The 16,790-nt window shown below is 73.1% G+C and carries 15 protein-coding genes; 12 read left to right on the forward strand and 3 right to left on the reverse strand.

What is annotated here, in order from left to right; translation table 11 throughout:
- Nucleotides 1-32 precede the first annotated feature (32 nt).
- From ACZ434_RS02405 to ACZ434_RS02420, 4 genes are all read left to right on the forward strand, one after another.
- Nucleotides 33-3,239 (forward strand): S41 family peptidase, encoded by a 3,207-nt coding sequence (locus tag ACZ434_RS02405; RefSeq protein ID WP_468450903.1) that lies wholly within the window; start codon nt 33-35, stop codon nt 3,237-3,239.
- A 156-nt stretch (nt 3,240-3,395) separates the two neighbouring features.
- The gene (locus ACZ434_RS02410; RefSeq protein WP_468450906.1) at nt 3,396-3,749 is read left to right on the forward strand and encodes a histidine triad nucleotide-binding protein; all 354 of its coding nucleotides are present in this window, start codon (nt 3,396-3,398) and stop codon (nt 3,747-3,749) included.
- Nucleotides 3,750-3,755: 6 nt separating this feature from the next.
- The gene (locus tag ACZ434_RS02415) at nt 3,756-4,661 is read left to right on the forward strand and encodes a ribonuclease Z (protein ID WP_468450908.1); all 906 of its coding nucleotides are present in this window, start codon (nt 3,756-3,758) and stop codon (nt 4,659-4,661) included.
- A gap of 20 nt (nt 4,662-4,681) precedes the next feature.
- Entirely contained in the window at nt 4,682-5,674 is a 993-nt protein-coding gene (locus ACZ434_RS02420) for an adenosine deaminase (RefSeq protein ID WP_468450910.1), read from the forward strand.
- A 424-nt stretch (nt 5,675-6,098) separates the two neighbouring features.
- Here ACZ434_RS02420 and ACZ434_RS02425 read toward each other — a convergent pair whose 3' ends face one another.
- The gene (locus tag ACZ434_RS02425) at nt 6,099-7,430 is read right to left on the reverse strand and encodes an MFS transporter (protein ID WP_468450912.1); all 1,332 of its coding nucleotides are present in this window, start codon (nt 7,428-7,430) and stop codon (nt 6,099-6,101) included.
- A gap of 421 nt (nt 7,431-7,851) precedes the next feature.
- Between ACZ434_RS02425 and ACZ434_RS02430 the strand changes: the two genes are divergently transcribed.
- The 8 genes from ACZ434_RS02430 (at nt 7,852) to era (ending at nt 14,999) form a co-directional block, all read left to right on the forward strand.
- Entirely contained in the window at nt 7,852-8,973 is a 1,122-nt protein-coding gene (locus tag ACZ434_RS02430; RefSeq protein ID WP_468450914.1) for a carbohydrate kinase family protein, read from the forward strand.
- A gap of 662 nt (nt 8,974-9,635) precedes the next feature.
- The gene (locus ACZ434_RS02435) at nt 9,636-10,706 is read left to right on the forward strand and encodes a PhoH family protein (protein WP_468450916.1); all 1,071 of its coding nucleotides are present in this window, start codon (nt 9,636-9,638) and stop codon (nt 10,704-10,706) included.
- Between the two features lie 12 nt (nt 10,707-10,718).
- Nucleotides 10,719-11,216 carry an rRNA maturation RNase YbeY gene (ybeY, locus tag ACZ434_RS02440; protein ID WP_468450918.1) on the forward strand — a complete coding sequence of 166 codons (498 nt, stop codon included), beginning with the start codon at nt 10,719-10,721 and terminating at the stop codon, nt 11,214-11,216.
- Nucleotides 11,213-12,529: a hemolysin family protein gene (locus ACZ434_RS02445; RefSeq protein ID WP_468450920.1), complete on the forward strand. Its 1,317-nt coding sequence runs from the start codon at nt 11,213-11,215 to the stop codon at nt 12,527-12,529. Before ybeY ends, ACZ434_RS02445 begins: the two co-directional genes overlap by 4 nt.
- Nucleotides 12,526-12,885, forward strand: a complete 360-nt coding sequence (locus tag ACZ434_RS02450) for an MmcQ/YjbR family DNA-binding protein (RefSeq protein ID WP_468450922.1) — start codon at nt 12,526-12,528, stop codon at nt 12,883-12,885. The genes ACZ434_RS02445 and ACZ434_RS02450 overlap by 4 nt, the downstream gene beginning before the upstream one ends.
- Before the next feature lie 31 nt (nt 12,886-12,916).
- Nucleotides 12,917-13,270: a cytidine deaminase gene (locus tag ACZ434_RS02455; protein ID WP_468450924.1), complete on the forward strand. Its 354-nt coding sequence runs from the start codon at nt 12,917-12,919 to the stop codon at nt 13,268-13,270.
- Nucleotides 13,271-13,440: 170 nt separating this feature from the next.
- Nucleotides 13,441-13,920 (forward strand): hypothetical protein, encoded by a 480-nt coding sequence (locus ACZ434_RS02460; RefSeq protein WP_468450926.1) that lies wholly within the window; start codon nt 13,441-13,443, stop codon nt 13,918-13,920.
- Between the two features lie 125 nt (nt 13,921-14,045).
- Entirely contained in the window at nt 14,046-14,999 is a 954-nt protein-coding gene (era, locus tag ACZ434_RS02465; RefSeq protein WP_468450928.1) for a GTPase Era, read from the forward strand.
- 133 nt (nt 15,000-15,132) lie between these two features.
- On the opposite strand, the gene ACZ434_RS02470 is transcribed toward era, so the two are convergent.
- Both ACZ434_RS02470 and ACZ434_RS02475 read right to left on the reverse strand, forming a co-directional pair.
- Nucleotides 15,133-16,446, reverse strand: a complete 1,314-nt coding sequence (locus ACZ434_RS02470) for a GH1 family beta-glucosidase (protein WP_468450930.1) — start codon at nt 16,444-16,446, stop codon at nt 15,133-15,135.
- Between the two features lie 58 nt (nt 16,447-16,504).
- Nucleotides 16,505-16,771 (reverse strand): protealysin inhibitor emfourin, encoded by a 267-nt coding sequence (locus tag ACZ434_RS02475; RefSeq protein ID WP_468450932.1) that lies wholly within the window; start codon nt 16,769-16,771, stop codon nt 16,505-16,507.
- Nucleotides 16,772-16,790: the final 19 nt, after the last annotated feature.

Genomic DNA, 16,790 nt, shown 5'->3' on the forward strand with positions numbered 1-16,790 from the left:
CCAGGACCGCCCCGGCTGCATAGGGTGATCGGGTGACACAGCCCGCATCGGTCGCATCAGCCGCTTATCTCCGGTTCCCGCATCTGCACGGCGAGTTGGTCGCCTTCACCGCCGAGGACGACGTGTGGCTCGCCCCGCTCGACGGCGGCCGCGCCTGGCGGGTCAGTGCCGACAACGTTCCGGTGAACCATCCACGCATCTCGCCCGACGGCACCACCGTCGCCTGGACCTCCACCCGCGACGGCGCCCCCGAGGTGCACGTCGCGCCGGTCGACGGCGGTCCCGCCCGGCGTCTGACCCACTGGGGCAGCCTCAGGACCCAGGTCCGCGGCTGGACCGCCGACGGCCGAGTCCTCGCGCTCAGCACCCAGGGCCAGGCCAGCCTGCGCCGCAGCTGGGCCCGCGCCGTCCCCCTCGACGGGGGCCCGGCGACGACCCTGCCCCACGGGCCCGTCGGCGATGTCGCCCAGGGCCCGCACACCGTGCTGCTGTCCGCGCCGATGGGCCGCGAGGCCGCCTGGTGGAAGCGCTACCGGGGCGGTACGGCGGGCAAGCTGTGGATCGACCGCGAGGGCGACGGCGAGTTCGTACGGCTGCACGAGGACCTCGACGGCAACATCGAGTACCCGCTGTGGGCGGGGGACAGGATCGCGTTCCTCTCCGACCACGAGGGCACCGGCGCCCTGTACTCCTCCCTCGCCGACGGCTCCGACCTGCGCCGGCACACCCCGCTCGGAGGCTTCTACGCCCGGCACGCCGCCACCGACGGCACCCGCGTCGTCTACTCCAGCGCGGGTGAGCTGTGGATCCTGGACGACCTGGACGGGGCCGAGCCGCGCCGGCTGGCCCCCCGGCTCGGCGGTCAGCGCGTGGACCTCCAGCCGTTCCCGGTGAACGCCGCCCGCTGGTTCGGCTCCGCGTCCCCCGACCACACCGCGCGCGGCAGCGCCGTCTGCGTGCGCGGCACCGTCCACTGGGTGACCCACCGGTCCGGTCCCGCCCGCGCGCTCGCCGCGACCCCGGGCGTACGGGCCCGGCGTCCGCGCACGTTCCGCGCGGACGGCGAGGAGTGGGTGGTGTGGGTGACGGACGCCGAGGGCGACGACGCCCTGGAGTTCGCCCCGGCCACCGGCCTCGCCCCCGGCGCCACCCCGCGCCGTATCGCCGCCGGGCAGCTGGGCCGGGTCGTGGGGCTGGCCATGGCGCCCGACGGCAGCCGCGCCGCGATCGCCTCGCACGACGGCCGCGTGCTCCTCGTCGAGCGGGAGACCGGCGAGGTCCGCGAGGTCGACCGCAGCGAGGACGGTGACGTCTCCGGGCTGGTCTTCTCCCCCGACTCCACCTGGCTCGCCTGGGCCCACCCCGGCCCGCGCCCGCTCAGCCAGATCCGCCTCGCCAACACCACCGACCTGTCCGTCACCGAGGCGACCCCGCTGCGCTTCCAGGACTACGCGCCCGCCTTCACCCTCGACGGCAAGCACCTGGCGTTCCTGTCCAGCCGCTCCTTCGACCCGGTCTACGACGAGCACGTCTTCGACCTGGCGTTCGTCGAGGGCGTCCGGCCGTATCTGATCGCCCTCGCGGCGACCACCCCGTCCCCGTTCGGGCCGCAGCGGCACGGCCGGCCCTTCGAGACCCCGGACCGGGACGAGACGCCCGACAGCGAGGGAACCCCCACCACCCGCATCGACCTCGACGGTCTCGCCGACCGCATCGTTCCGTTCCCGGTCGAGGCCGCCCGGTACAGCAACCTGCGCGCGGCCAAGGACGGCATGCTGTGGCTGCGCCACCCGGTGCGGGGCGTGCTCGGCGCGTCCAGGGCCACGCCCGACGACCCGGACCCCAAGACCGACCTGGAGCGCTACGACCTCGCCCAGCAGCGCGTCGAGCATCTGGCCGTGGACGCCGACCACTTCGAGGTCAGCGGCGACGGCAAGCGGGTGCTGCTGTGGACCGACGGCCGGCTGAAGGTCGTCCCCAGCGACCGGCGCGCCTCCGGTGACGACGACAGCGACACCAACATCACCGTCGACCTCGCGCGGGTGCGTCAGTTCGTCGATCCGGCCGTCGAGTGGCGGCAGATGTTCGACGAGAACGGCCGCATCATGCGGGACAACTTCTGGCGCCCCGACATGAGCGGAGTGGACTGGGACGGGGTGCTCGACCGCTACCGGCCGGTGCTCGACCGGCTGGCCACCCACGACGACCTGGTGGACCTGCTGTGGGAGGTGCAGGGTGAGCTCGGCACCTCGCACGCCTACGTCACCCCGCGCGGCGGGTACGGGGACGGGGCCCGGCAGGGGCTGCTCGGGGCGGACATCTCCCGGCACGAGGACGGCAGTTGGCGGGTGGACCGGATCCTGCCCGCGGAGACCTCCGACCCGGAGGCCCGGTCGCCGCTGGCCGCGCCGGGCGTCGCCGTACGGGCCGGGGACGCGATCGTCGCGGTCGCCGGACAGGCGGTCGACCCCGTGACCGGGCCCGCGCCCCTGCTGGTGGGGACGGCGGGCAAGCCCGTCGAACTGACCGTGTCGCCCGCGGGGGGCGGCGAACCGCGCCACGCGGTCGTCGTGCCGCTCGCCGACGAGGAGCCGTTGCGGTACCACGCGTGGGTCGCCGACCGGCGGGCGTACGTGCTGGAGACGTCCGGCGGCCGGCTGGGGTACATCCACGTGCCGGACATGCAGGCGCCCGGCTGGGCGCAGATCCACCGGGACCTGCGGGTGGAGGTGCTGCGCGAGGGCCTGATCGTGGACGTGCGGGAGAACCGGGGCGGGCACACGTCGCAGCTGGTGGTGGAGAAGCTGGCCCGCCGGATCGTGGGGTGGGACCTGCCGCGGGGGATGCGGGCGGAGAGCTATCCGCGGGACGCGCCCCGGGGGCCGGTGGTCGCCGTGGCCAACGAGTTCTCCGGGTCCGACGGCGACATCGTGAACGCGGCGATCCGGGCGCTGGGGATCGGGCCCGTGGTCGGTACGCGGACGTGGGGTGGCGTGATCGGGATCGACAGCCGGTACCGGCTGGTCGACGGAACCCTCGTCACCCAGCCCAAGTACGCCTTCTGGCTGGAGGGGTACGGGTGGGGGGTGGAGAACCACGGCGTGGACCCGGACGTGGAGGTGGTGCAGCGGCCGCAGGACCACGCGGCGGGGCGGGACGCGCAGTTGGACGCGGCGGTGCGGCTGGCGCTGGAGGCGCTGGAGTCGACACCGGCGAAGGTGCCGCCGGCGTTGCCGTGAGCCGGGGCGTGTCGCGCGGCCCCGCGCCCGCGGGGCGGCGCGGCACCTGGCACGCGCCGGTGCGCGGGACCGGTGCCCGCCCTGCGGCACGACTGCCCGCGGGAGTGGGCGCGGGTACGATGCTGCGTACTTGATCAGCTGGTTCGAGGAGGGTTCATGGCTGGGGAGCCTCAGGACGACTGTCTGTTCTGCAAGATCGTCGACGGGAGTGTGCCGGCGACGATCGTGCGGGAGACGGAGACGACCGTCGCGTTCCGGGACATCAACCCGCAGGCGCCCACGCACGTGCTGGTGATCCCGAGGGCGCACCACCAGGACGCCGCCGCCCTCGCCGCCGAGGCGCCCGGGATCGCCGCCGACGTGCTGCGCGAGACGCAGGCCGTCGCGGACGAGGAAAAGCTGGAGAGCTACCGCATCGTCTTCAACACCGGCAGCGGCGCCGGTCAGACCGTCTGGCACGCGCACGCCCACGTCCTGGGCGGCCGCGGCCTCGAATGGCCCCCCGGATAGGCAGCCTTGTCCGTACGCGAACTGGTGGTGCTCGGCACCGCCAGCCAGGTCCCCACCCGGCACCGCAACCACAACGGCTATCTGCTGCGCTGGGACGGCGAGGGCATCCTGTTCGACCCCGGCGAGGGCACCCAGCGCCAGATGCTGCGCGCCGGGGTCGCCGCCCACGACCTGAACCGGATCTGCGTCACCCACTTCCACGGCGACCACAGCCTCGGCCTCGCGGGCGTCATCCAGCGCGTCAACCTCGACAAGGTGCCGCACGAGATCACCGCCCACTATCCGCGCTCCGGGCAGCGCTTCTTCGAGCGACTGCGGTACGCGACCGCCTACCGCGAGACCGTCGCCCTCACCGAGGCCCCCGTCGACACCGACGGTCCCCTCGCCCGTACCCCCGGCTACACGCTGGAGGCGCGGAAGCTGTCCCACCCCGTCGAGGCGTACGGGTACCGGCTGGTCGAGCCGGACGGTCGGCGCATGCTGCCCGACCGGCTGGCCGCGCACGGCATCGAGGGCCCGGACGTCGGCCGGCTCCAGCGCGAGGGGTCGCTGGGCGGGGTGTCGCTGGAGGAGGTCAGCGAGGTGCGGCGCGGCCAGCGGTTCGCGTTCGTCATGGACACCCGGCTGTGCGAGGGGGTGTACGCGCTCGCCGACGGCTGCGACATGCTGGTCATCGAGTCGACGTTCCTCGACGAGGACGAGGCGCTCGCCGTGGAGTTCGGCCATCTGACCGCCGGGCAGGCGGCGCGGGTGGCGCGGGACGCGGGCGTACGGCACCTGGTCCTCACCCACTTCAGCCAGCGCTACACCGACCCGGAGGAGTTCGAGCGGCAGGCGCGGGCGGCCGGGTACGAGGGGGAGCTGACCGTGGCCCATGATCTGCAACGGGTGGGGCTTCCGAAGCGTCGGTGACAGGGTCGTACGATTGTCTGATGCCCGTACCGAAAGCCGAACTTCACCTTCATATCGAAGGCACGCTGGAACCCGAGCTCGCCTTCGCCCTCGCCGCGCGCAATGGCGTCGAGCTGCCCTACGCCGACACCGAGGCGCTCCGTGAGGCGTACCGCTTCCAGGACCTCCAGTCCTTCCTGGACCTGTACTACGCACTCATGGCGGTGCTGCGCACCGAGCGCGACTTCGAGGACCTCGCCGACGCCTACCTCGCCCGCGCCGCCGCGCAGGGGGTGCGGCACGCGGAGATCTTCTTCGACCCGCAGGCGCACCTCGCGCGCGGTGTCGGCATGGAGACGGTGGTCGAGGGGCTGTGGCGGGCGCTGGGCCGCAGCGTGGAGACGCACGGCGTCTCGACCCGGCTGATCATGTGTTTCCTGCGGGACGAGTCCGCCGAGTCGGCCATGGCGACGCTGGACGCCGCGAAGCCGTACCTGGACCGGATCACCGGAATCGGGCTCGACTCGGCCGAGGTCGGACATCCGCCCGTGAAGTTCCGCGAGGTGTACGAGGCCGCCGCCGCGCTGGGGCTGCGGCGCGTGGCGCACGCGGGGGAGGAGGGGCCGCCGGAGTACATCACCGAGGCACTGGACGTCCTCGGCGTGGAGCGGGTCGACCACGGGCTGCGGTGCGTGGAGGATCCGGCGCTGGTGGAGCGGCTGGTCCGGGAACGCGTGCCGCTGACGCTCTGCCCGCTGTCCAACGTGCGGCTGCGTACGGTCGACACCCTCGCCGATCATCCGCTGGCCGCGATGCTGGACGCGGGGCTGATGTGCACGGTGAACTCCGACGACCCGGCGTACTTCGGCGGCTACGCCGGGGACAACTTCGACGCGGTGGCGCTGGCGCTGGGGCTGGGGCCGGAGCGGTTGCGGGAACTGGCGCGGAACTCTTTCCTTGCGGCGTTCCTGGACGACGAGGAGGCGCTGCGCGCGCGGTACCTCGCGGAGGTGGAGGCCTACACCTTCGCCTGACGGCTCGCGAGGGGGCGGCTGGCCCCGCCACAGCCGCGGGCTCCCGCCCCGTCCTGCTGCGGGCTGCCGCCCCCGCCCGGCTGGGGGCTGCCGCCCCCGCTCCCGCCGCAGCCGCGGGCTCCCGCCCCGTCCTGCTGCGGGCTGCCGCGCCCGCTCCTGCCGCAGCCGCGGGCTGCCGCTCCCGTCCGGCTGGGGGCTGCCGCGACCGCTCCTGCCGCAGCTGCGGGCAGTCGTGCCGCTGGGGCGGCACGGGTGGGCGCAGCGGCACCCGGCGAACGCCGGTAGAGCAACTCACCCCCGGCCGAGCAGCGCAACGGTGCTGGTTGCCGGCCGGGGGGTGACTGCGCAGCCCGGCGCGGGCGGGGTGCCGTCGCGCCCACCCGTGCCGCCCTGCGGCACGACTGCCCGCGGAAGGGCGGAAGTGTCAGCGCGTGCCCGGGGCCTGGGTTGCTGCTGCTGTGTCGTACGCGCCGCGCGCAGGTGCGGGCGTGCCGTCGAGGGGGATCTCCACCACCGGCTGCTCCGGCGCCCCGACCTCGGGAACCACACCCGTCGGTGTCCCGGACCCCGCCGCGACCAGCGCCGCGGGATGCCCGCCGCGGCGACGCACCGCCCCCGGCAGCAGCGGACGCCCGCCCGTGTGCAGCGCGACCGCCGTCATCGGCACCGCGACCAGCAGCAGACCGGCGCCCAGCACCGCGCCCATCACCGGGAACCCGGCCTGCGCGGACAGCACGCTGCCGGTCAGTGGCCCCGCCGCCGTGCCGAGCGCGGACGCCGAGCCGACCAGCACGGCCCACCGCCCGCGCGGGTCCAGCGAGGCGGCCAGCCCGATCAGGTACGACAGGACCACCGGGTAGACCGTGTTCCAGGCGATCTCACCCGCGGCGAAACTCCCCAGCCCGGTCGCCGACGCGCTGAGCGCGATGCAGCCCGCGATGAGGGCCGTGCCACCGCCGATGGGCAGCGCGCGCCCCAGCCGCGCACCCAGCGCGCCCGCGCCGAGCACGCCCAGCAGTCCGGCGCCGAGCGCCACCGCGAAGACGGCACCCACGGTCGGTTCGGACAGGTGCGCCTGGCTGACCCCGATGCGTCCGCTGACCCCCCACAGCGCGTTCTGCGCGAGCGACCACAGCAGCATGGCGCCGGCCAGGACCAGCCCCGAGCGCCGGTGCGGCAGGCGGGCGGCGGCCGGGTCGGGCTCGGCGGGGCGGGGCCCCGGGGTGCCGGCGGGCAGCCGGGAGGTCAGCGGCCACACGGCCAGCGCGGTGAGGGCGATGGCGGCGAGGGTGAGCCCGTGGCCCGGCAGATGCGGCACCGTCAGGTAGACCAGGCCCGCGAGCGCGGAGACGCTCAGCAGTCCGAGGGTGGAGGCCCGGTGCGGGTCCCGTTCGGCGGCGATCCGGGTGGCGGCGACCGTGGTGGCCGTACCGGAGCCGAAGCCGCCGATCACGGCGCCGGCGACGACGGCGGGCACCGCGCTGGTGAGGGTGGCCCCGCCGTAGCCGATGACGGCCAGGACGAGACCCAGCCGGGCCAGCGTCCGCGCCCCGACCCGTTCCACGCGGGAGGCCAGCAGGAAACCGGCGGTCGCGGAGCTCAGCAGCAGCGCGCTGCCGACGGCTCCGGCCTGGGTGGCGGAGAGACCGAGCCCGCGTTCCAGCCGGCCGACGGTGGTCGGCAGCAGATAGGGGGCGAGGTACCCGGCCGTGAACAGGGCGACGAGGGGCCAGGGGGTGGTGCGAGGGGCGAACACGGGCGTTCCCAGGGCATGCGAAAGGGACGGTGCGGAAGGCAAGGAATGCAAGGAATGCAAGGAATGCAAGGAAGGGGGGAGCGACGACCGTCGATCGACAGGAGCGCGCGGGCAATTTGTATCAAGCCGGGGGACGGCAACGGGAGGGCGTCAGATGTGATCTACGCCACTGTCTGGTTTGAGGTTCGGGGAGGTCGGGTAGCAGCGTTCGTCGTCGCCTCGATCTCCGTCCGGATCCACCGCCCATCACGGCGGTTCGCCTGACGCCGGTCCTCGTCACGCACCTGGGCATCAGCCGGGTCACGCCGTCGGTGTCGCGCTGGTGCTCGCCCCCGGGGTGCGGGAGGAGTGACGGCCGTCACGTTGTCGGTGGTGTGGTGCACACTGGCCTGATCCGCACCACGTCAGGGAGCGCACCGTGATGGCGTCCACCGGGAAGGCACGCGCAGAGGGACTCGACCGCCCGTCCCCGCTCGATCCCCTCGCCGCCCTGCGCGCACCCGGCGACCCGCCCTGGGACGTCTACCTCACCGGCACGGTCTTCCTCGACATCGTCTTCACCGGGCTCGACTCCGCCCCGGTGCGCGGGACCGAGTCCTGGGCGCGCGGCATGGGGTCGAGCCCCGGCGGCGTCGCCAACATGGCCACCGCCCTGGCCCGCCTCGGACTGCGCACCTCCCTCGCGGCGGCCTTCGGAGACGACCACTACGGCGACTACTGCTGGGACACGCTGGAGCAGGGCGAGGGCATCGACCTCTCCCCGTCGCGCACCGTGCCCGGCTGGCACTCGTCGGTCACCGTCTCCATGGCGTACGAGGGCGAGCGCACGATGGTCTCCCACGGCCACGAGCCGCCGCCCGAGGAGCCCGCGCCCGACTGCCCGCCGCGTGCGCGTGCCGCCGTCGCCTCCCTCACGCCCGGCCGCAGCGCGCCGTGGATCGCGCAGGCGGCGCGGAAGGGGGCGAGGATCTTCGGTGACGTCGGCTGGGACGACAGCGGGGCGTGGGACCTGGCCCGGCTGCCCGACCTGCGGCACTGCGAGGCGTTCCTGCCGAACGCGGAGGAGGCCATGCGGTACACCGGCACGCAGTGCCCGCGCGCGGCGGCGCACGCCCTGACCGCGTACGTGCCGGTGGTGGTGGTCACCCTGGGTGCGGAGGGCGCGTACGCGGTGGACCGGCGTACGGGGGAGACGGCGTCGGTGCCGGCGATCGAGGTGGAGGCGCTGGATCCGACGGGGGCGGGGGACGTGTTCGTCGCCGGGTTCGTCACGGGGTCGCTGGCGGGGTGGCCGCTGGCCGACCGGCTCGCCTTCGCGGGGCTCACGGCGGCGCTGTCCGTGCAGGAGTTCGGGGGGTCGCTGTCGGCGCCGGGGTGGGCGGAGGTCGGGGCGTGGTGGCGCAGGGTGCAGTCGGTCGAGGGGCAGGAGCCTGCGGCGCTGCGGCGGTACGGGTTTCTGGCGGGGCTGGTGTCGGGGGAGCTGGGGCGGCCGTGGCCGTTGCGGCGGGCGGTGCCGACGATTGGCTTCCGGCGGTCGGCTTGACGCCGGTCCGCTTGACGCGGGGTCGAGGGCAGGGGGCTCGGCCCCCGGGCTCCGTTGGCGTGGGGCGCCGCCCCTGTGCCCCCTGGAGTCCGGGGGCTCCGCCCCCGGGCCCCCGCCAGGGGGCTCCCGCCCCCTGGACCCCCGGCCTATGCCCACCCACCACCCGACTCGGTCGGCTGAAAAGCTCCCCACGGGGTGGGGGCTCGGTGGGCTGGGAGGGGCCCCACGGGGTGGCGACTGGGTCGGCTGTAAGGCTCTCCGCGGGGTGGGGGCTCGGTGGGCTGTAAGGCTCTCCGCGGGGTGGGGGCTCGGTGGGCTGTAAGGCTCTCCGCGGGGTGGGGGCTCGGTGGGCTGAAAAGCTCCCCGCGGGGTGGCGACTGGGTCGGCTGAAAAGCTCCCCGCGGGGTGGCGACTGGGTCGGCTGAAAAGCTCCCCGCGGGGTGGCGACTCGGTCGGCTGAAAAGCTCTCCGCGGGATCTGGGCTCGGTCGGTTGTGAGGATTGCCGCGGGGTGAGGGTTCGGTGGGGTGGGAGGGGTGCCCGGGTTGGCGCGGGAAAAGGCCTACGGGGTTGTCCGTGGTCCGTCGTACCCTGGGAATCGCGAGGCCGCTCTCCGGTGCGCGGCCCTGACGAGGAGGATCCGCAGGCCTTCAGAGCCGGCCCATGACTCAGACACCCACAGCTCACACCCCCGCGCAGGGACAGGCGAGAGTGCAGTTCACCGTCCCCGCCCAGCACCCCATGGTGACCGTGCTGGGGTCCGGAGACTCCCTCCTGCGTGTGATCGAGAAGGCCTTCCCGGGGGCCGACATCCACGTCCGGGGCAATGAGATCAGCGCGGTCGGCGACGCCACGGAGGTCGCCCTCATTTCGCGCGTGTTCGACGAGATGATGCTGGTGCTCCGCACCGGGCAGCCGATGACGGAGGACGCAGTGGAACGCTCGATCGCCATGCTCAAGGCGAGCGAGAACGGGGAGAGCGACGGCCAGGAGACCCCGGCCGAGGTACTCACGCAGAACATCCTGTCCTCGCGCGGCCGCACGATCCGCCCCAAGACGCTCAACCAGAAGCGCTATGTGGACGCGATCGACAAGCACACCATCGTCTTCGGCATCGGCCCGGCCGGCACCGGCAAGACCTACCTCGCCATGGCCAAGGCGGTGCAGGCCCTGCAGTCCAAGCAGGTCAACCGCATCATCCTGACCCGGCCGGCGGTCGAGGCGGGGGAGCGGCTCGGATTCCTCCCGGGCACGCTCTACGAGAAGATCGACCCCTACCTGCGCCCGCTGTACGACGCGCTGCACGACATGCTCGACCCCGACTCGATCCCCCGGCTGATGGCGGCCGGCACGATCGAGGTCGCGCCGCTGGCGTACATGCGCGGCCGTACGCTGAACGACGCCTTCATCATTCTCGACGAGGCCCAGAACACCAGCCCCGAGCAGATGAAGATGTTCCTCACCCGCCTCGGCTTCGACTCGAAGATCGTCATCACGGGTGACGTGACCCAGGTCGACCTGCCGGACGGCACCAAGTCCGGGCTGCGCCAGGTGCAGGACATCCTGGAGGGCCTGGACGACGTCCACTTCTCCCGGCTGTCGTCCCACGATGTCGTCCGGCACAAGCTGGTGGGCCGTATCGTCGACGCGTACGAGCAGTACGACAGCACGCACGGCACCCAGAACGGCACCCACAAGGGCGGCCGCGGCAGGTCCGGGCACAAGGGGAAGTAGACCGAGCACCAGATGTCGATCGACGTCAACAACGAGTCCGGAACCGAGGTCGACGAGCAGTCGATCCTCGACATCGCCCGCTACGCGCTCGCGCGCATGCGCATCCACCCGCTCTCCGAGCTCTCGGTGATCGTCGTGGACGCCGGGGCGATGGAGCAGCTGCACATCCAGTGGATGGACCTGCCCGGGCCCACGGACGTCATGTCGTTCCCGATGGACGAGCTGCGACCGCCGTCCAAGGACGACGACGAGCCCCCGCAGGGGCTGCTCGGCGACATCGTGCTCTGTCCCGAGGTCGCCGCCCGGCAGGGCCAGGACGCACCCACGCGGCACACCATGGACGAGGAGCTCCAGCTGCTCACCGTCCACGGTGTGCTGCACCTGCTGGGCTACGACCACGAGGAGCCGGACGAGAAGGCCGAGATGTTCGGTCTGCAGGCCGCCATCGTGGACGGCTGGCGCGCGGAGAGGGGCCTGAGCGGCCCGTCCCCGGCCCCGACCGTGTCATGAGTCCGACCCTCGTGCTCGGCGCGATCGCCCTGGTCGTCGTCGCCTGGCTGGCCGCCTCCGCGGAGGCCGGCATCGCGCGCGTCTCCAGCTTCCGCGCCGACGAAGCCGTACGCTCCGGCCGCCGGGGCAGCGCCAGGCTCGCGCAGATCGCCGCCGACCCCACCCGCTACCTCAACGTGGCGCTGCTGGTCCGCGTCGCCTGCGAGATGGCCGCCGCCTCCCTGATCACCTACGGCTGTCTGCGCGAGTTCGACGGCACGGCCGAGGCGCTGCTGATCGCCATCGCCGTCATGGTCCTCGTGTCCTACGTCGCCGTCGGGGTCTCCCCGCGCACCATCGGCCGCCAGCACCCGCTCAACACCGCCACGGCCGCCGCGTACGTCCTGGTGCCGCTCGCGCGGATCATGGGCCCCATCCCGTCGCTGCTCATCCTCATCGGCAACGCGCTCACCCCCGGCAAGGGCTTCCGGCGCGGGCCGTTCGCCTCCGAGGCGGAGCTGCGCGCCCTGGTGGACCTCGCGGAGGCGGAGTCGCTGATCGAGGACGAGGAGCGCCGCATGGTGCACTCCGTCTTCGAGCTCGGCGACACGCTCGTGCGCGAGGTGATGGTGCCGCGCACCGACCTGGTGGTGATCGAGCGGTACAAGACCATCCGGCAGGCCCTCACCCTCGCCCTGCGCTCCGGTTTCTCCCGCATACCGGTGACCGGCGAGAGCGAGGACGACATCGTCGGGATCGTCTACCTCAAGGACCTGGCCCGCAAGACGCACATCAGCCGGGACGCCGAGAGCGAGCTGGTGTCCACGGCGATGCGCCCGGCGTTCTTCGTGCCCGACACCAAGAACGCCGGTGACCTGCTGCGCGAGATGCAGAAGGAACGCCGGCACGTCGCCGTCGCCGTCGACGAGTACGGCGGCACCGCCGGCATCGTCACCATCGAGGACATCCTGGAGGAGATCGTCGGCGAGATCACCGACGAGTACGACCGGGAGATCCCGCCGGTCGAGGAGCTGGGCGAGGACCGCTACCGGGTCACCGCCCGCCTCGACATCACCGACCTCGGCGAGCTGTACGGGTTGGAGGAGTACGACGACGAGGACGTGGAGACCGTCGGCGGACTGCTCGCCAAACACCTCGGCCGGGTGCCGATCGCGGGCGCCTCGTCCGTGGTCGAACTGCCCGACGCCCGTGAGCTGCGGCTGACCGCGGAGGCGTCGGCCGGACGCCGGAACAAGATCGTGACGGTGCTGGTGGAGCCGGTGGGCCCGGCGGACCCGCCGCGCGACGGGGAGAAGGAGGGCGGGCCGGAGTGACCCCGGGACGGCTGCGTGCCCTGTGCCTGTCCTTCAAGGCGGCGGTGGAGGACTTCCCCTTCAACCCGGAGACCTCCGTCTTCAAGGTCCGGGGCAAGATGTTCGCCCTGACGGACCTGGAGGCGCGGCCCCTCAAGGTCAACCTCAAGTGCGACCCCGACGACGCGATCCGGCTCCGCGCCGAGCACCCGGAGCTGATCGTCCCCGGCTGGCACATGAACAAGAGGCACTGGAACACGGTGACGGTGGACGGCGCCCTCCCGGACCGACTGGTCCAGGAGCTGGTCGAGGACTCCTACGACCTGGTCGTGGCCGGTCTCCCGCGCGCCGAGCGCCTCCGCCTGGACCGTCCCTGAGGCCCTGCGCGGGCCCCCGTATGCTCGGATCATGACCGACAGCAGCGCGCTCGACCCCGAGGACCGCAAGATCGTCACCCTGGCCCGTTCCGCGCGGGCCCGCAACGGTGTGCCCGAGGGGGCCGCCGTACGCGACGAGACCGGGCGGACGTATGTCGCGGGCACCGTGGCCCTGGACTCCCTCGCGCTGAGCGCCCTGCGGACGGCGGTGGCGATGGCCGTGGCGTCGGGCGCGAAGTCGCTGGAGGCGGCGGCCGTGGTGACCGGGGCGGACGCGCTGCCCGCGGAGGACCTGGCAGCCGTACGGGACCTCGGCGGGCCCGGCACCCCGGTGCTGCTGGCCGGCCCGGACGGAACGGTCCGGGAGACGCTCACCGCGGGCTGATCCGGCGTGGTCGGGCCCTGTCGTGTTACCGCGTCACCGCGTTACCGCCGGTAAATAGGCCAGATATCAACCTTGTCGCGCCCTGCCTCGCGCGCATCAATGGACACCGTTCCCCCCACGGAATTCCCCCCACGGAGTTCCCCCCCACACGGAAAGGGAGCCGGAATCCCATGAGAGGCAAGCGATTCGGAACAGGTGTGTCCCTGGCGGCCGGCGCGCTCGCGGTCTGCGGGCTCGCCTTCGCCCCCGCCGCCGCGGCCGTCGCCCCCGGTGCGGCGACCGTCAACGCCGACTGCGGGACGTGGGGCGGCGGCGACGCCACCCTCACCGCGACCCAGAGCGGCACGTCCGCCACCATCACCCTCAACACCTCCGCGGTCACCGCGCCCGTCGCGCTCGGCCAGGACTCGCTGGTGTCCGAGCTGACGATGGTGAAGGCCGGCGGCGGCACCACCGTCTTCAAGGGCACCAAGAACCCGGCCATGGCGACCGGCGACGCCCTCGAGGTCGGCCCGCTCACCGGCACCGTCGCCTCCGGCGACAGCCTGGAGGCCTTCGGCGGCACCCTGAAGGTGACGGCCTTCGGCTTCATCACCATCACCTGCACGGCGACCGCACCCCAGGCACCGGGCCCGTTCGTCTTCGACTGATCCCGTCTCCGGGCTGACCGGGAGGTCCCGGAGGGCCACCGTCCCCCGGGAACTCCCGCTCCTCCCGCCCTCCCGGCACCCGACGCTGGTGCGGCGGGCTCCGGGGATCAGGGAGAATGGGCGGCATGAGCGTTCGTACCCAGTCATCCGAGCAGCCGGCCGAGGCCGTCCACAGGGCCGGTTTCGCCTGCTTCGTGGGCCGCCCCAACGCGGGCAAGTCCACCCTCACGAACGCTCTGGTCGGGCAGAAGGTGGCGATCACCTCCAACCGGCCGCAGACGACCCGGCACACCGTGCGCGGCATCGTGCACCGCCCGGACGCGCAGCTGATCCTGGTGGACACCCCCGGCCTGCACAAGCCGCGCACCCTGCTCGGCGAGCGGCTGAACGACGTGGTGCGCACCACGTGGGCGGAGGTCGACGTGATCGGCTTCTGCCTGCCCGCGGACCAGAAGATCGGCCCCGGCGACCGGTTCATCGCCAAGGAGCTGGCGGGGATCAAGAAGACCCCGAAGGTCGCGATCGTCACCAAGACGGACCTGGTGGACGGCAAGACGCTGGCCGAACAGCTGATCGCCGTTGACCAGCTCGGCCAGGAGCTGGGCATCACCTGGGCCGAGATCATCCCGGTGTCGGCGACCGGGAACAAGCAGGTCGACCTGCTGGCCGACCTCCTGATCCCGCTGATGCCGGAGGGCCCCGCCCTCTACCCCGAGGGCGACCTCACCGACGAGCCCGAGCAGGTCATGGTCGCGGAGCTGATCCGCGAGGCGGCCCTGGAGGGCGTCCGCGACGAGCTGCCGCACTCCATCGCCGTGGTCGTCGAGGAGATGCTCCCGCGCCAGGACCGCCCCGCCGACAAGCCCCTCCTCGACATCCACGCCAACCTGTTCATCGAGCGCCCCAGCCAGAAGGGCATCGTCATCGGCCCCAAGGGCAAGCGCCTGAAGGACGTCGGCATCAAGTCCCGCAAACAGATCGAGGCACTCCTGGGCACACCCGTGTTCCTGGACCTGCACGTGAAGGTGGCCAAGGACTGGCAGCGGGATCCGAAGCAGTTGCGGCGGCTGGGCTTTTGATGGTTCCTGGCACACCGGCCGCGCGGCGGTAGCCGCATATCGGTACAGCCTGGACCTGCACGTCAAGGTCGCCAAGGACTGGCAGCGGGATCCGAAGCAGTTGCGGCGGCTGGGGTTCTGAGCGGAGGCCGGGTCAGCGGCGGCGCTGGTCGCGGAGCAGCTCCCTGAACCAGCCGTACGACGCCTTCGGGGTCCGCTCCTGCGTGGCGAAGTCGACGTGGACCAGCCCGAAGCGGCGGGCGTAGCCCTCCGCCCACTCGAAGTTGTCCATCAGGGACCACACGAAGTAGCCGCGCACGTCCACGCCCGCCTCCACCGCCCGGTGCAGCGCGCGGATGTGGCCGTCGAGGTAGGCGATGCGGTCCCGGTCGTCCAGGCCCTCGTAGGCGCAGCCGTTCTCCGTGACGACCACCGGCGGGAGACGGTCGCCGTAGCGGGCGCGGAAGGCGGTGAGGACCTCCGTCAGCGCCTCCGGGACCACCGGCCAGCCGAAGTCCGTCACCGGGCGCCCCTCGATCTCCCGTACGGTGAAGGGCAGTTCGGCCGGCATGCGCACCCCGCCGAAGTCGATCTCGGTGCCCTGCGGGGCGCCCACGCGGGTCGGCGCGTAGTAGTTGATCCCGTACCAGTCCAACGGCTCGGCGATCACCGGCAGATCGGCCTCGGCATCGCCCGGCATCAGCTCGCCGATGCCCTCCGGGTAGCGGCCGAGCAGCAGCGGGTCGGCGAACATCCGGTTCAGCAGGGTGTCGTAGAGGTCCGCCGCCGTCACGTCCGCCTCGTCCCGGGAGGCCGGCCACGTCGGGGCGTGCGAGTTCGCGATCCCGATGTCGCCCGCCCCCGCCGCCCGCAGCGCCCGCACCGCGAGGCCGTGCGCGAGCAGTTGGTGATGCGCCACCGGCAGCGCGTCGAAGAGCAGTTTCCGGCCGGGCGCGTGCACCCCCAACGCGTGCCCCAGCAAGGTGTGTTCGGCGGGCTCGTTGAGCGTGATCCACTTCTTCACCCGGTCGCCGAGCCGCCCGGCGACCTCCGTCACGTACTCAGCGAACCGCTCGGCGGTCTCCCGCTCCAGCCAGTCGAGGCCGGCCGGCAGGTCCCAGTGGAACAGCGTCGGCACCGGCCGCACACCCGCCGCGCACAGGTCGTCGACCAGCCGGTCGTAGAAGTCCAGGCCGCCCTTGGCCAGCACCCTCGGCCAGGAGACCGAGAAGCGGTACGCGTCCACGCCCAGGCCGGCCAGCAGCGCCACGTCCTCCGCGTGCCGGTGGACGTGGTCGCAGGCGACCGCCGCCGTCGAACCGTCCCGCACCCGCCCCGGCTCCGCCGAGAACACGTCCCACACGGACGGCTCGCGTTCGTCCGCCGCCCCCTCGATCTGGTGCGCCGAGGTCGACACACCCCACAGGAAACCGTCCGGGAAGCGGGGCACCGGGTTCGTCGTCGCCATGGCCCGGATCATCCGCACCGCCGACCGGCCACGTCAACGCCCCCGCAGGGAAAGGCTGTTACGCGCCCTCCTTCAGCACTCTCCGGATCAGCGCCCGCTGCTCCTGCGTCAGCCGGGGGTCCGCGCAGTACACCGACCTGCCGTCCACCGTGATCCGGTAGCTGAAGCCGTCCGGGACCCCGGCCGGCGGGGTGGCCCGGCCGGCGGACAGGGCCCGCTCGGCCAGGGTGTGCCATTCCGCCGCGTCGGGGCGGCCCGAGGTGTCCACCTCGGCCCGCCGCTCGATGCCCGCGAATCCACCCGTGCGTGTCACCTGAATGCGCATGGGTCCGTGTCTAGTACGG

The sequence above is a fragment of the Streptomyces sp. NPDC030893 genome, assembly GCF_055571535.1.

Bases quoted from the DNA above. Each gene is read 5' to 3' on its own strand.
- era (WP_468450928.1), top strand. From the start codon at position 14,046: ATGAGCGTTCGTACCCAGTCATCCGAGCAGCCGGCCGAGGCCGTCCAC.
- ACZ434_RS02445 (WP_468450920.1), top strand. From the start codon at position 11,213: ATGAGTCCGACCCTCGTGCTCGGCGCGATCGCCCTGGTCGTCGTCGCC.
- ACZ434_RS02460 (WP_468450926.1), top strand. From the start codon at position 13,441: ATGAGAGGCAAGCGATTCGGAACAGGTGTGTCCCTGGCGGCCGGCGCG.
- ybeY (WP_468450918.1), top strand. From the start codon at position 10,719: ATGTCGATCGACGTCAACAACGAGTCCGGAACCGAGGTCGACGAGCAG.
- ACZ434_RS02430 (WP_468450914.1), top strand. From the start codon at position 7,852: ATGGCGTCCACCGGGAAGGCACGCGCAGAGGGACTCGACCGCCCGTCC.
- ACZ434_RS02470 (WP_468450930.1), bottom strand. From the start codon at position 16,446: ATGGCGACGACGAACCCGGTGCCCCGCTTCCCGGACGGTTTCCTGTGG.
- ACZ434_RS02435 (WP_468450916.1), top strand. From the start codon at position 9,636: ATGACTCAGACACCCACAGCTCACACCCCCGCGCAGGGACAGGCGAGA.
- ACZ434_RS02410 (WP_468450906.1), top strand. From the start codon at position 3,396: ATGGCTGGGGAGCCTCAGGACGACTGTCTGTTCTGCAAGATCGTCGAC.
- ACZ434_RS02420 (WP_468450910.1), top strand. From the start codon at position 4,682: ATGCCCGTACCGAAAGCCGAACTTCACCTTCATATCGAAGGCACGCTG.
- ACZ434_RS02455 (WP_468450924.1), top strand. From the start codon at position 12,917: ATGACCGACAGCAGCGCGCTCGACCCCGAGGACCGCAAGATCGTCACC.
- ACZ434_RS02475 (WP_468450932.1), bottom strand. From the start codon at position 16,771: ATGCGCATTCAGGTGACACGCACGGGTGGATTCGCGGGCATCGAGCGG.